Annotated in this window: 12 protein-coding genes; 5 read left to right on the plus strand and 7 right to left on the minus strand. The window is 74.5% G+C overall.

Translation table 11 applies throughout. The features are described from left to right. Nucleotides 1–134: 134 nt before the first annotated feature. From ACZ2G1_RS02965 to betT, 5 genes are all read left to right on the plus strand, one after another. Nucleotides 135–1292 carry an alpha/beta fold hydrolase gene (locus ACZ2G1_RS02965; RefSeq protein WP_115162680.1) on the plus strand — a complete coding sequence of 386 codons (1158 nt, stop codon included), beginning with the start codon at nt 135–137 and terminating at the stop codon, nt 1290–1292. Continuing rightward, the gene (locus tag ACZ2G1_RS02970) at nt 1289–2410 is read left to right on the plus strand and encodes a glycosyltransferase family 4 protein (protein ID WP_109244392.1); all 1122 of its coding nucleotides are present in this window, start codon (nt 1289–1291) and stop codon (nt 2408–2410) included. The genes ACZ2G1_RS02965 and ACZ2G1_RS02970 overlap by 4 nt, the downstream gene beginning before the upstream one ends. A 65-nt stretch (nt 2411–2475) precedes the next feature. Further along, nucleotides 2476–3372: a LysR family transcriptional regulator gene (locus ACZ2G1_RS02975; RefSeq protein ID WP_470377465.1), complete on the plus strand. Its 897-nt coding sequence runs from the start codon at nt 2476–2478 to the stop codon at nt 3370–3372. A gap of 483 nt (nt 3373–3855) precedes the next feature. Next, on the plus strand, nt 3856–3996 hold the full coding sequence (locus ACZ2G1_RS02980; protein WP_470377745.1) for a hypothetical protein: 141 nt from the start codon (nt 3856–3858) through the stop codon (nt 3994–3996). Then, nucleotides 3993–6113: a choline BCCT transporter BetT gene (gene betT / locus ACZ2G1_RS02985; protein WP_470377708.1), complete on the plus strand. Its 2121-nt coding sequence runs from the start codon at nt 3993–3995 to the stop codon at nt 6111–6113. Before ACZ2G1_RS02980 ends, betT begins: the two co-directional genes overlap by 4 nt. A 45-nt stretch (nt 6114–6158) precedes the next feature. Here the strand turns inward: betT and ACZ2G1_RS02990 are convergent, their stop codons facing one another. The 7 genes from ACZ2G1_RS02990 to mihF form a co-directional block, all read right to left on the minus strand. Then, nucleotides 6159–7640 carry a glutamate-cysteine ligase family protein gene (locus ACZ2G1_RS02990; protein ID WP_109222642.1) on the minus strand — a complete coding sequence of 494 codons (1482 nt, stop codon included), beginning with the start codon at nt 7638–7640 and terminating at the stop codon, nt 6159–6161. A 128-nt stretch (nt 7641–7768) separates the two neighbouring features. Next, on the minus strand, nt 7769–9883 hold the full coding sequence (locus tag ACZ2G1_RS02995) for a primosomal protein N' family DNA-binding protein (RefSeq protein WP_035928487.1): 2115 nt from the start codon (nt 9881–9883) through the stop codon (nt 7769–7771). 2 nt (nt 9884–9885) lie between these two features. Then, nucleotides 9886–11091 carry a methionine adenosyltransferase gene (gene metK, locus ACZ2G1_RS03000; RefSeq protein WP_035928490.1) on the minus strand — a complete coding sequence of 402 codons (1206 nt, stop codon included), beginning with the start codon at nt 11089–11091 and terminating at the stop codon, nt 9886–9888. 70 nt (nt 11092–11161) lie between these two features. Further along, entirely contained in the window at nt 11162–12394 is a 1233-nt protein-coding gene (gene coaBC / locus ACZ2G1_RS03005) for a bifunctional phosphopantothenoylcysteine decarboxylase/phosphopantothenate--cysteine ligase CoaBC (RefSeq protein ID WP_017832310.1), read from the minus strand. Between the two features lie 34 nt (nt 12395–12428). Next, on the minus strand, nt 12429–12986 hold the full coding sequence (gene rpoZ / locus ACZ2G1_RS03010; RefSeq protein WP_017832309.1) for a DNA-directed RNA polymerase subunit omega: 558 nt from the start codon (nt 12984–12986) through the stop codon (nt 12429–12431). A gap of 29 nt (nt 12987–13015) precedes the next feature. Beyond that, the gene (gene gmk / locus ACZ2G1_RS03015) at nt 13016–13615 is read right to left on the minus strand and encodes a guanylate kinase (protein WP_031282390.1); all 600 of its coding nucleotides are present in this window, start codon (nt 13613–13615) and stop codon (nt 13016–13018) included. A gap of 68 nt (nt 13616–13683) precedes the next feature. Next, nucleotides 13684–13998: an integration host factor, actinobacterial type gene (gene mihF / locus ACZ2G1_RS03020; RefSeq protein WP_017832307.1), complete on the minus strand. Its 315-nt coding sequence runs from the start codon at nt 13996–13998 to the stop codon at nt 13684–13686. Nucleotides 13999–14138 lie beyond the last annotated feature (140 nt).

Genomic DNA, 14138 nt, shown 5'->3' on the forward strand with positions numbered 1-14138 from the left:
CCCGGCGGTGCGCCGACGGTGGTGGAATCCGTCCCATCCTAGCCCAGCGCCGCCCGGCCTCCCGGCCCGCAGGGGCTAGCATCGACAGCGGGCCGGGACGCACCGGGCGCCTGCCGGGCCCGCAGGGAGGAACCATGGCGGCAGCGGCCGGCGCACGGCACGGCGCGGCGGACGGCGGCGGGCCCACCGGCACGGGCCGCGACGCCGACGTTCCGGGCAGCGCGGTGCAGAACCCCTGGGCCGAGCGGCGCAGCATGGTCCTGGACGGGCACAAGGTGCGCTACTGGTTCTACGACGTCGACCGGGCCCCCAAGCCGCTGCTCGTGCTGGTCCACGGCTTCCGCGGCGACCACCACGGCCTGCAGCTGGTCGCCGACCGGCTCCGCGAGCGCTACCACGTGGTCGTCCCCGATCTGCCCGGCTTCGGCCGCTCCGAGCCCTTCCCCGACCGGCCCCACGACATCGCCGGGTACGCGGAGTTCCTGCGCGGCTTCGTGGAGACCCTCACCGACGGCGCGGTGCACGACGGCGCCCCGCACGGGGTCGCCGTGCTGGGCCACTCCTTCGGCTCGGTGGTCGCCGCGCACTTCGCCGCCGCGCACCCGGCGATGGTCGAGCGGCTGGTGCTCGTCAACCCGATCTGCGAACCCGCGCTGGAGGGCGAGCAGGCGCTGCTGAGCCGCCTGACGGTGGGCTACTACCGGCTGGGCCGGGCTCTGCCCCGGCGGCTGGGCCGGCGGCTGCTCTCCAGCTGGCTCGTCACGGACGCGATGAGCGGGGTGATGACCAAGTCGCAGGACCCCCGGGTGCGCGGCTACGTGCGCCACCAGCACCGCGCCTACTTCTCGTCCTTCGCGGACCGGGACGTGCTGCTGGAGGCCTACGAGGCCTCCGTCTCGCACACCGTCGCGGAGGTCGCGATGCAGCTGAGCATGCCGACCCTGCTGGTCGTGGGCGCCCAGGACGAGCTGGGCTCGCTCGCCGCGCAGCGGACCATGGCCTCCTGGATCCCCCGGCACCGCCTCGAGGTCCTCGACGGCGTGGGCCACCTCATCCACTACGAGGCCCCCGGGCGCACCGCCGAGCTCGTCCACGACTTCCTCTCCTCCCCCGCCCCCGAGCCGGTCCCCGGCCCGCCCCCCGGACCGGACGGCGGGCCGCCCGCGCTGCACGCGCAGGCGCCCCCCGTCGACGCCCCCGCCCCCGACACCGCCCCGTTCACCGGTCTGCAGCGCATCGTGCGCCGCGGGCACCGGGCCCGCCGGGACCAGCAGGCAGGACGCCGCCGGTGAGACTGCTCCTGGACGCCCGCTACACCCGTCTCGACCGCCACGACGGGATCAGCCGCTACGGGGCGAGCCTGGCCGAGGCCGTGGCCGGTCTCGCCGGCGCGACCCCAGGGCTGGACGTGGCCCTGCTCGTCAGCGACCCCCGCCAGCTCGCCCTGCTGCCGGGGCTCCCCCACGTCACCGGGCCCTCCCCCGTGTCGGCCGCCGAGGCCGCCACGGCGCTGGTGCTCAACCGGTACGCGCCCGACGTCGTGTTCTCCCCCATGCAGACCATGGGCTCCGCGGGCCGCCGGCACGGGCTGATCCTCACCCTGCACGACCTCATCTACTACGACCACCCCCAGCCGCCCGGGGACCTGCCCGCCGCCGTGCGCGCGGGCTGGCGGCTCTACCACCGGGCCTGGTGGCCCCAGCGGGTCCTGCTGGACCGCGCCGACGCCGTGGTGACCGTCTCGGACACCACCCGCGAGCTCATCGCCGCCCACCGGCTCACCCGCCGCCCCGTGCACGTGGTGCCCAACGCCCCCCAGCCCGGTTCCGTGCTCCCCACCGGGCAGGCCCTGGCACGGCTGCCCCGGCGCGGCCGGAAGCTGCTCTACATGGGCTCCTTCCTGCCGTACAAGAACGTGGAGACCCTGCTGCGCGCGGCCGGCCGGCTCCCGGACCACGAGCTGCACCTGCTCTCCCGGATCTCCCCCGCCCGCCGCGCCCAGCTGGAGGCCCTCGTCCCGGACGGGGCGCGGGTCGTCTTCCACGACGGGGTGGACGAGACCGAGTACGCCGCCCTGCTCGCCGAAGCGGCCGCCCTGGTGCACGCGTCCCGGGCCGAGGGCTACGGGCTGCCGCTCGTGGAGGCGCTCGCTGCGGGCACGCCCGTCGTGTGCAGCGACCTGCCGATCTTCCGGGAGGTCGCCGGGGGCGCCGCCGGCTACGCCGCGCCCGACGACGACGCCGGGTTCGCCGCCGCCGTGCGCGCCCTCGAGGACCCTGCCCGGGCCCGCGCCCGGGTGCTGGCCGGGCTCGAGCGGGCCCGGGCCTACTCGTGGGAGAACTCCGCGCGCGAGCTGCTGGCGGTCGCCCGCGGCGTCCACGAGTCCCGCTCCCGGCACCGCTCCCCCTGACCGGACCGTCCGAACGGAGTCCACGAGCCCCCGCGGGTCCTCCGTCCCGCGGCTACGCTGGACCGGTGGAGACGAGACAGCTGGAGGCCTTCCTCGCGGTGGTGGGGACCGGCACCTTCGCCGGTGCGGCCGACGAACTGGGCACGGTGCAGTCGAGCGTCAGCACCAGGGTCCGGGCCCTGGAGCAGGATCTCGGCGTCCGGCTGTTCGACCGGTCCCGCCGCACCGCCCGGCTGACCACGGCCGGGCTGGTGCTCGCCGAGGAGGCGCCGGCCTGGCTGCACCTCGGACAGGACCTGCGCCAGCACGTGCTCGAGGCCGACGGCGGCCGGCGCGGCTCCTTGCGGATCGGCACGATCAACCCCATCAGCCATCTGGACCTGCCGGGGATGCTGGCCGGGTTCTCCGCCGAGCACCCGCACGTGCAGGTCTCGCTGAGAACCGATCCGGCCGGCTCCGAGGGGCTGCTGGCGCGGTTGCGGGTCCACGAGCTGGACCTCGCCGTGGTGTCCCTGCCCGCCCGTGCCGTGGTGCACGACCTGGTGACCGCCCCGCTGGCCTCGGGCGCGCTCGTGCTCATCACGCCCTCCGGGCACCCCCTGGCCGCGGACGCCGCCTCCCCGCCCACCCTGGCCGAGCTGAGCGAGCACCCCTGGATCGACACTGCGGCGGGCCAGGCCGTGCGGCACATCGTCGACAGCGCCTTCTCCGCCGCGGGACTGGTCCGCCGGCGGGCGGTGGAGCTCTCGGACCTGACGGCCGTGCCGGACTTCGTGGCCTCCGGCAGCGGCATCGCCATGGTTCCCCGCTTCGTCGTGACCGGCCGATCGGACGTGCGGATCGTGGACTACACCGGTCCCCGCCTGGAGTGGAGCACGGTCCTGGTCCACCGCCCGGGCCGGATCTCCCAGGTCGCCCAGCGGTTCTGGGACCACAGCCTGCAGCACCCCGCTCCCGCCTGACCCTTCCGGGCCGCCGCGCGGACCCAGGGGCCCGTCGTCGTTCCATCGCGGTTGCCGATGATGTCGATCGCCTCTGATCGTTGGACGCGCGGGGAACTCGGCGGGCATCCTGGAGGCACGCCCCATGCCGACCCGGAGGACCTCCCGGGCCCGCTCCCCTCGCCGTGCTCCGGCGCGCGCCGACCGACCCCGGGCGGCCCCGGCGGACGGGAAGCGCCCCGTGGCCCCTGAGCGCACCTCCCCCGCACGACGACGGCGCCACGGCCCGCACCGTTGCCGGCCACGGCACCACGCCGGACCGGGCACCCTCCGCAGCCGGCGGACCCGGAACCCGGGGGCCTGCCACCGCCGCCGCACGAGCACGGCCACCAGCGGCAAGGAGCGCAGCAGGCCGGTGCGTCGTCTCCGAGAGGTCCTCGCCCGGTCGCCGGCGCACCGCGCCGCGCCACCCGGACAGCCCCACCCGAGGAAAGGACCGATCGAGTGACGGAAGCAGACGACGACCAGCGGCCGGAGCCCGAGCCGTCGAGGGCGATGGTCGAGCGGGACCGGGTCGGCACGGCCGTGCGCCGCCGTTCACGCCTTCCCCACGAGGAGCTCCCCCGATCTCCAGCACCGAGCTGAGCAAGGGCCCGGCCGAGCTCGCCGAGGACCGCGAGCCCCGCGTCAACTGGCGGGTCTTCGTCACGTCCTCCCTGGTCGTCCTCGCGTTCTCGGTCTGGGCGATGGCCGCCCCGCACCACGCCGCGAGCGCCATGCGGGACGTCGTCGGCTGGATCGCGACCAATCTCGGCTGGTTCTACGTCCTCACGGTGACCCTGGTGATCCTCTTCGTCCTCTGGGTCGCCTTCTCCAAGGAGGGCAGCGTCCGGCTGGGCCCGGACCACTCCCGCCCGCAGTACGGGCTCTTCACCTGGGTCGCGATGCTCTTCGCCGCCGGCGTGGGCATCGACATGCTCTTCTACTCGGTGACCGGACCGATCACCCAGTTCGTCGCTCCCCCCGCGGCCGACCCCCGCTCCGCCGAGGCCGCCCAGGACGCCGTGGTCTGGACGATGTTCCACTACGGCGTGGCCGGGTGGTCGATGTACGCCCTGCTGGGCATGGCCATGGGCTACTTCGCCTACCGCTGGGGCATGCCGCTCTCCATCCGGGCCGCCCTGTACCCGCTGCTCGGCCGGCGCGTCCGCGGGACCACCGGCGACGTCATCGACGTCTTCGCCCTGGTGGGCACCGTGTTCGGCGTGGCGACCTCGATGGGCATCGGGGTCGTGCTCCTGAACGTCGGTTTTGCCTGGCTCTTCGGGCTACCGGAAGGCCTGGCGCTGCAGATCGCCCTCGTGCTGGTGGCCGTCGTCATGACGGTCGCGGCCTGCACCTCCGGGGTGGACCGGGGCATCCGGGTCATCTCCGAGCTCAACCTCTGGAGCGCGGGCGCGATGATGCTCTACATCCTCGTCACCGGCGAGACCGCCTTCCTGCTCAACGCCATGGTCGAGAACATCGGCCGCTTCGTCTTCACCCTGCCCGAGCGCACGGTGCAGACCTTCGCCTACGTGGAGGGCGGCTCGGAGTGGATGGGCGGCTGGACCCTGTTCTTCTGGGCCTTCTGGCTGGCGTGGGGACCGTTCGTCGGACTGTTCCTCGCCCGCATCTCACGGGGCAGGACGCTGCGGGAGTTCGTCGTCGCGGCCATCACCGCACCCGTGCTCTGCGACTTCTTCATCGTGACCGTCTTCGGCAACTCCGCCATGCACGAGGTGCTCAGCGGCAACACCGAGTTCGCCCGGCTGGCCGTGGAGAGCCCGGAGCAGGGCTGGTACGCACTGCTCGAGATGTTCCCCGGCGCGGCGTTCCTGATCGGGCTGGCGACCCTGTCCGGGCTGCTGTTCTACCTGACGAGCGCCAACTCGGGTGCGATGGTGATGTCGAACTTCTCCTCGACCATCCCCGACCCGGCGCAGGACGGGCCGAAGTGGCTGCGGATCTTCTGGGCGCTGCTGACCGCGGTGCTCACCATCGCCATGCTCGTGGCCGGGGGCGTCACCACCATGGAGCACGCCACGCTGATCTTCGCGCTGCCGGTGACGGTCATCGCCTTCCTCGTGATGGCCTCCTTCTCGAAGGTGCTGCGGATGGAGCGGGCCGAGCGCGAGGGCCGGACCCTGCGCCGGCGCTTCGACGCGGTCCACGGCGGCCTGGTCCCCGAGAAGACGTGGCGGCAGCGCCTGGCCCGCCTGCGGTCCTATCCCTCGCAGAAGGCCGTCGCCCAGTTCGTCGGGCGCGTCGTGCGACCCGCGCTCCAGGACGTCGCCGACGAGTTCCGCGACCTGGGCCACCAGGCGGAGCTGCGCACGACCCCGAACACCGGGACCGGCATCGACGAGCACGCGCTCGTCGTGAACATGGCCGACCACCGGGACTTCCACTACCAGGTGGCGGCCGTCCGGGCGCCGGTGCCGATGATCGGGGCCCGCAGCATGTCCCGGGAGACGGACGTCTACTACCGGCTCGAGGTGTTCACCCAGACCGGCAGCGAGGGCTACGACCTGATGGGGCTGACCCAGCAGCAACTGATCAACGACGTCCTGGACCGCTACGAAGCCCACCTGTCATTCCTGCGGTACTCCACGGAGCACGCCTACGCCTCGGTCCTGACGCCCCCGCAGCCCGCCGCGGCCGATGCGGTCCCGCCGCCGGTCCCTGCGCGGGCCGAGGACGTGGAGCCCATCGGCACCTGAGCCCCGCACCGGCGCAGGGGCCCGCCCGCGGCGCCCGCGTGGCCCCTAGGGCACCGACCAGGTGTGCACCGGCTCGTTCTCGTCCATGTGCTCGGCGTAGGCCTCCAGCATCCGGCGCAGGGCGGTGGGCCGGTCCGCGCCGTGGCGCTCGAAGTGCTCGACCGCCCGGGTCTGCCACACCGCGCCGTTGACCCCCGAGACGCACCGGCCCTCGATGATCCCCAGGTAGCGCTCGCGCACCTCCGGAGCCACCCCCCACTCCTCGAGACCCTGGTGGGCCAGCGGGAGGAGGTGGCGCAGGACGAGCTCGTCGGCGCTGACCTCCCCGAAGCCGGGCCAGTACAGCCGGGCGTCGATGCCGTCCCGGGCGGCGCGGGTGAAGTTCTCGGCGCAGGCCGGGAAGCTCATCCGGGTCCACACCGGCCGCTCCTGCCGGGCCAGCACGCGCGCGGCCCCGTAGTAGAACGCGGCGTTGGCCATCACGTCGGTGATCGTCGGGCCCGCGGGCAGCACCCGGTTCTCCACCCGCAGGTGCGGCCGGCCGCCCACGACGTCGTAGATCGGCCGGTTCCAGCGGTAGACCGTCCCGTTGTGCAGCCGCAGCTCCGAGAGGTCCGGGGCGATCCCGGCCCGCAGCTTCGCGGCCGGGTCCTCCTCGGAGCTCTCGGCCAGCAGCGCCGGGAACCAGCGGACGTTCTCCTCGAACAGGTCGAAGATCGAGGTGATCCACCGCTCGCCGAAGAACACCCGGGGACGCACCCCCTGGTTCTTCAGCTCCACCGGGCGGGTGTCCGTGGCCTGGGTGAACAGCGCGATCCGGGTCTCGGCGTGCAGCCGCCGGCCGTAGAAGAACGGGCTGTTCGCGCCGAGGGCGATCTGCGGGGCGGACAGCGCCTGGGCGGCGTTCCAGTGCGCCGCGAACTGGGCGGGGGCGACCTGCAGGTGCAGCTGGACGCTGGTGCACGCCGACTCGGGGGCGATCGAGTCGCACCAGGTGTCGACCCGCTCGCCGGTGGGCCCCTCGATCTCGAGGCGGATGTCCTCCCCGCGCGCCACGAAGATGGAGTCGTTGAGCGCCGTGTAGCGGTTGTTGTCGCTGATCCACTCCTGCTCGTAGTGCTCGGGGCGCAGGGTGGGCAGGATGCCGATCGTCACGATCCGTGAGCCGACCCCGCGGGCCGCGGCGTCCGCGGCGTTGAGCGAGGCGCGCAGGTCCTCCTCGAGCTCGAGGGCGGCCCGTCCGGGCAGCGGGCGGGGAGGCACGTTGAGCTCGATGTTGTACCGCGCCAGCTCGGTCTGGTACCCGGGGTCGGCGATCGCGGCGAGCACCTCGTCGTTGTGGAAGTGCGGGTCGAAGCTCCCGTCGACGAGGTTGAGCTCGATCTCCAGCCCCGTCATGGGCCGGTCGAACTCGAACGAGGCGCGGGCGAGCATCTGCTCGAACACGTCGAGGTCCGCACGGACCTTCTCCCGGTAGCGCTGGCGCTGCTCGCGCGTGTAGCTGCGGGAACTGACCTCTTCGCCCACGGTGGCCTCCGACTCCCGGCCGCGGCGCGGCCCCAGGACACCAACCAACCACACCGCGGCCCGTGCGCCAACACCCGGGCGCACCCGCCGCTGCGCCGACCACGGGTGCGCCTGGGCCGGCGCGGTCCTCAGAGCAGGTCGGTGACGTCGCAGCGCACGTGCACCGGGGCGTGCTTGCGCAGCGCGGAGGCCTTCGACCGGGCGGCCCGCAGCCGGCGGGTGACCTCCCCGGCCACGCCGTAGCCGAAGAACAGCAGCGCCCGGTGCGGGGCCGGCTCCCCCTCAGGCCCGGGCTCGTGGTCCTCCAGGGGGGCGGGCCCGATGACCCGCACGGCGGGTGGCAGCTCGAGGTCGGCCAGGAACGCCGCGACCGCCGCGGCCGGGCCCGTCACGGCCGCCGAGCGCACGGCCGGGGGCAGGCCCAGGGACTGGCGCTCCACCAGCTCGCGCTCGGCGTACCCGGCCGGGTCCCACCGCACGAGCGCGCCCACGGCGGCCTCGTGCTCCGCGGTGACCACCACGATCCCGCCGTCCCGGGCGCGGCGCACCAGCGCGGCGGCGTTGAACCACCGGCGCAGCGTCTGCTCCGCGGCGCGCAGGGCGGGGCGCATCAGCATCCGGTTGCCGTCCAGCAGCAGGGCGGCCGCGTAGCCGCCCTCCGCGACCGGCTCGGCGCCCGGGGTGGCCACGACGAGAGCGGGCGTGCCGGGGACGTCCGCGCGCACCGCGTCGCCCGAGGACGCCACGACGGGCACCTTCGGGAACGCCCGCCCCAGCTCCTCGGCGGTGCGCAGCGCCCCGACGGTGACCAGGCGCATCCGGGGGGACCCGCAGGCGGCGCAGGACCAGGCGTGCGCCGAGCGGCCGCACCAGCCGCACCGGGGCACCCCGCGCCGGGACACGACCCCGAGAGGCCCGTCGCAGGCGGTGCAGCGGGCGGGCTCCCGGCAGCGCTCGCACGCCAGGTGCGGGGCGTAGCCGGCGCGGGCGACCTGGACCAGGACGGGGCCCCGCTCGAGGGCCTCGCGGGCCGCCCGGTAGGCCGTCTCGGGCAGCCGGGCCCGGGAGGCCAGCGGGTCCCGGGCGGCGTGGAAGGAGTCGGCGGTGGAGACGATCCGCGGGGCGTGGACGCGCAGCACGTCCCGCGCGGGAGCGATCCGGCGGGCCCACCCGGAGACGACGAGGCGCTGGGCCTCGGGGCTGACCGCGTGACCGGCGAACAGCGCCGCGCACCCGCTGCGCCCGGCGCGCAGCAGCAGCACGTCCCGGACGTGCTGGTAGGGGGCGCGCTGCTCCACGAGGTTCTCGTCGCCGTCGTCGAAGCACGCCACGAGGCCGAGGTCGTCCACGGGGGCGTACGCGGCGGAGCGGGTGCCGAGGACCACCCGCACCTGCCCGGTGGCCGCGGCCAGGAACGCCCGGTAGCGGGGCGTGGGCCCGTCCTCGGCGTGCAGGCGCACCAGGTGCTCCCCGCCGATCTCGTCCGCGACCGAGCGCTCGAGCCGCGCCAGCGCCTTCTGGTCCGCGACGACGGCGACCGCCCCGCGCCCGGCCCGCCACGCCGCGCCGATCGCGGCGGCCAGGACGTCCGTCCAGTCGTGGGCGGGATGGGCGGGGAGCACCTCGACGACGGCCCGCGGGGAGGCCCCCGCCGCCAGCTCCGCCAGGAACTGCGCACCGCCGGCGTAGTCCGCCAGCGCGGCGTCGTGGGAGGGACCCGGGGCGTGCGGGGACAGCCCGGTCGAGTGGCCGGGCACCTCGGCCAGCCGCTGCTCGACCTCCTTCTCCACGCGGGCGACGCGGGGCGGGACGGCCACCCGGACGACGTCCGCGGCCGTGCCGGCCGAGCGGGCGGCGACGTCCTCGGCCAGCCGCGCGATCTCCGGGGCGAGCACGGGCAGCGGGGACAGCACCCGGCGCAGGGGCTGGATCCGGTGCATGACCTCGGACTCGCCCGTGCGCTCGAGCACGAAGCCCGTCAGCTCCTGCCCGCCGAAGCCGACCTTGACGCGGGCGCCCGGCACCGCCGCCCCGGCCAGCTCGGCCGGCACGAGGTAGTCGAACGGGCGGTCCAGGTGCGGGACGTGGGTGTCCAGCAGCACCCGGGCCACGGGGTCGTGCTCGGCCGGCAGCACCGCGCCCACGCCCTTCGCGTCCTCGCGCGGGGGCCGGGGCGGGAAGCCCGAGAGGAGCGACAGCTGCCGCGGGCCCTCCGCGGCGTCCCCGGCGCCCTCCGGGTCCACGGTCAGACCCCGGCGGCCGACCGCAGGTCCGCGACGCGGTCGGTGCGCTCCCAGGTGAACTCGGGCTCGGAGCGGCCGAAGTGCCCGTGCGCGGCGGTGCGCGCGTAGATGGGGCGCTTGAGATCGAGGTCCTCGATGATGGCCAGCGGCCGCAGGTCGAAGACCTCACGGATGGCGTGCTCGATCCGGGTGGGGGCGACCTTCTCGGTGCCGAAGGTCTCGACGTAGAGCCCGACGGGGGCGGCGCGCCCGATCGCGTACGCGACCTGGACCTCCACGCGGTCGGCGAGGCCGGCCGCCACCACGTTCTTGGCCACCCAGCGCATCGCGTAGGCGGCGGAGCGGTCCACCTTCGAGGGGTCCTTGCCGGAGAAGGCGCCCCCGCCGTGGCGGGCCATGCCGCCGTAGGTGTCCACGATGATCTTGCGGCCGGTCAGACCGGCGTCCCCCACGGGCCCGCCGCGCACGAAGTTGCCGGCCGGGTTGATGATCACCTGGGTGCCGGAGAGGTCCAGCCCGGACTCCTCGAGCACGGGGCTGATCACGCTGCGGCGCAGGTCGGAGGCGAGCTGGTCGAGGTCGTAGCCCTCGACGTGCTGGGCGGAGACCACCACGGTGTCCACGGCCACGGGGCGGTCGCCGTCGTAGCCGAGGGTGACCTGGGTCTTGCCGTCGGGGCGCAGACCCGGCAGCACGGCGGTCTTGCGCACGCGGGTGAGCTGCTCGGAGAGGCGGTGGGCGATGTGGATCGGCGCCGGCATCAGCACCTCGGTCTCGTTGGAGGCGTAGCCGAACATGATGCCCTGGTCCCCGGCACCCTGGGCGTCGCGGGCGTCGCGGGCGGTGCCCTCGCGGACCTCGAGGGACTGGAACACGCCCTCGTAGATCTCCGGGGACTGCTCCCCGACGCTGATGGACACCCCGCAGAACTCGCCGTCGAAGCCGTGCACCGAGGAGTTGTAGCCGATGTCGAGCAGCGTCTTGCGCACCACGTTGGGGATCTCCACGTAGCCGCGGGTCTTCACCTCGCCGGCGACGTGCACCAGCCCGGTGGTCACCATGGTCTCGACCGCCACGGAGGACTCGGGGTCCTGGCGCAGGAGGTCGTCCAGGATGGAGTCGCTGATCTGGTCGCAGATCTTGTCGGGGTGTCCCTCCGTGACGGACTCGGAGGTGAACAGTCTCAGGTGCTGGGTCGTCTCGCTCACGGGAGACCACACTACCGGGCGCCCCGGACGGCGCAGCGCCGCACCGGTCGGCGCCGCCGGCCCGGGCGGGTCAGGCTCCGGCGCGGACGCCGGCCAGTTCCTGGGCGATCCGCGCCACGAGCCCGCGGGCCACGTCCGTCTTGGAGCCCTCGAGCACCTGCTCGGGGGCCCCGGCCGCGCTGAGCACGGTCAGGGTGGTGGTGTCCTGGCCGAAGACGAGGTTCTCGCCCACGTGGTTGACGGCCAGCAGGTCGCAGCCCTTGCGCACGAGCTTCCGGCGCCCGAACGTCAGGGGGTCGGTCTCGGCGTCCCCGGTCTCGGCGGCGAAGCCGACGAGGAGCTGGCGGCGCCGGGCGGTGTTGCGCAGGTCCACGAGCTCCTTGAGGATGTCGGGGTTGCGCACCAGCTCGAGCACGGGGTTGGACCCGTCCTCGGCCTTCTTCAGCTTGGCGTCGGCGATCCGGGCCGGGCGGTAGTCGGCCACCGCGGCGGCCATCACCACGACGTCGGCCCGCGCCGCGGCGCGCACGCAGGCGCGGCGCAGCTGCTCGGCGGTGCCGGCGTGCACGACCTCGACGCCGGCGGGCACCGGCGTCTCGAGGTGGGCGGCCACGAGGGTGACCGCGGCACCGGCGTCCCGGGCGGCGGCGGCGATCGCCACGCCCTGCTTGCCGGAGGAGCGGTTGCCCAGGAAACGGACGGGGTCCAGCGGCTCGCGGGTGCCGCCCGCGCTCACGAGCACCCGCGTGCCGGCCAGCGGGCCGTCGGGGGCGCCGCCGTCCCCGGCCAGGCGAAGCGCGGCGTCGCGGACGACCTCGGGCTCGGGCAGCCGGCCGGGGCCCGAGTCGGGGCCGGTGAGCCGGCCGTCGGCGGGCTCCAGGACGGTGTGCCCGTGGGCGCGCAGCTGCGCGACGTTGGCCTGCACGGCCGGGTTGAGCCACATCTCGGTGTGCATCGCCGGGGCGAACAGCACCGGGGCGCGCGTGGCGAGCAGCGTGGTGGTCAGCAGGTCGTCGGCGTGCCCGTGGGCGGCGCGCGCCAGCAGGTCGGCGGTCGCCGGGGCGACGACGACGAGGTCGGCGGCCTGGCCCTGGTGGACGTGGTTGACCTCGTCCACGCGGTCGAAGACGTCCGTGCTGACCCGCTGGCCCGAGAGCGCCTCCCAGGTGGGGGCGCCGACGAAGCGCAGCGCGGCCTCGGTGGGGACGGGCACCACCGTGTGGCCGCTCTCGGTGAACAGGCGCAGGAGCAGCGCCGCCTTGTACGCGGCGATGCCCCCGCCGATGCCGAGGACGATCCTCACGCCGCCGCGCCCCGTCGTCGGGGTGCCGGCCGGCTCACAGGTCCTGGAGGTCCCCGGGCTCGCGCCCCGGCTCCTCCGGAGCGGCGTCCGCCGCGTCGCCGGCGCCGTCGGAGGCGTTGTCGGCGGCGATGGCCGCGCCGCTGCCGGGCAGGTCGCCCAGCGGCTCGGCGGGGCTGTCGTCGCCCGAGGAGAAGTCCACCGAGGTGCCGCCGGAGAAGGCGGCGTCCGCGGAGAAGTCCACGGCGCTCTCCTCGGTGCCCTGGGCGAAGAAGTCGGCGCCGAAGACGTCGGCGGCGAGGTCGGCCTCCGTGGTGAGCTGGCCGTTCTCGGCGAACCCGGCGTGCTCGACCGGGCGACCCTCGATGAGGCCCTCGTCGATCTCGCGGAAGGCGATCGACAGCGGCTTCTCGTTGAGCTGGGTGTCCACGAGGGGACCGACGTACTCGAAGAGGCCCTCGTGCAGCTGCGAGTAGTAGGCATTGATCTGCCGGGCCCGCCGGGCGCCGAAGATCACGAGTCCGTACTTGGAGTCAGACTTCTTCAGCAGGGCGTCGATCGGCGGGTTGATGATGCCTTCGGTGTGGGTAGACAAGCGATTGCTCCAGACGGGGTGGACGGGTCTCAGGATGCCGGCTCGGGGTCGACCCCCATGAGCTGCACGAGTTCGGCGGCGGCGCGCTCGACCCGGTCGTTGATCACGGTGTGGTCGAACTCCGGCTCTGCCGCGAGCTCCAGTTTAGCGGTTTCCAGCCGGACCCGCTGTTCGGCCGCCGTCTCGGTGCCCCGGCCGACGAGCCGGGCGACCATCTCGTCCCAGCTGGGCGGGGCGAGGAACACGAAGTTGGCCTCCGGCATGGTGTTGCGGATCTGGCGGGCGCCCTGCAGGTCGATCTCGAGCAGGACGCTGAGCCCGCGCTCGAGGGCCCGCTCCACGGTGGAGCGCAGCGTGCCGTAGCGGTGCGAGTTGTGCACCACGGCCCACTCCAGCAGCTGCCCGTCGCGGGCCATGGCGTCGAACTCCTCGTCGGAGACGAAGAAGTAGTGGGTGCCGTCGACCTCCCCGGGGCGGGGGTCCCGGGTGGTCGCGGACACGGACAGCCACACCTGCGGGTAGTGGTCCCGGACGTAGGTCGAGACCGTGCCCTTGCCCACGGCCGTGGGTCCGGCGAGCACGGTCAGGGACGGGCGCGCGGCGCGGGGCGCGTCGAGGCTCACGGGCATCCTCCTGGGACTGGGGTGTTTCCCCCAATCTAGCGGATCGCGCCCGGGGCCTCCGCGCCCCGCCCGGCTCAGCGGTCCAGGTGCTCGATGAGCGCCCTGCGCTGGTGCACGCCGAGCCCGCGCAGCCGCCGGGTGCGGGCGATGCCGATCTCGTCCATGATGGCCGCGGAGCGGACCTTGCCGATGCCGGGGGTGGCCTCGAGCAGGTCCGAGACCTTCAGCCGGCTCACGGCCTCGTCCCGGTCCGCGCGGTCGAGGATCTCGGCGACCGTCATGCGGCGCTCGCGCAGCCCCTTCTTCACGTCGGCGCGCGCCGTCCGTGCCCGGGTCGCCTTCTCCCTCGCGGCGGCTCGCTCCTCGTCGGTCAACGGACGCAGTGCCATGTGGTTCCTCCTCGTCGCCACGGACTGCAGCCCCCGTCCCACGAGAGGACGGACAGCCCGTTTGCTAAAGAAACTACATGAAGAACGATGCTTCGCAAGGCGACACGACCGTGGTGTGACCAGGGGTGTCGTCGCCGGGG

It is taken from the genome of Kocuria sp. KKT182, from assembly GCF_055635395.1.

Excerpts from the sequence above, each read along its gene's own strand:
- ACZ2G1_RS02965 (WP_115162680.1), top strand. The coding sequence starts at position 135 with ATGGCGGCAGCGGCCGGCGCACGGCACGGCGCGGCGGACGGCGGCGGG.
- gmk (WP_031282390.1), bottom strand. The coding sequence starts at position 13,615 with ATGCCCGTGAGCCTCGACGCGCCCCGCGCCGCGCGCCCGTCCCTGACC.
- mihF (WP_017832307.1), bottom strand. The coding sequence starts at position 13,998 with ATGGCACTGCGTCCGTTGACCGACGAGGAGCGAGCCGCCGCGAGGGAG.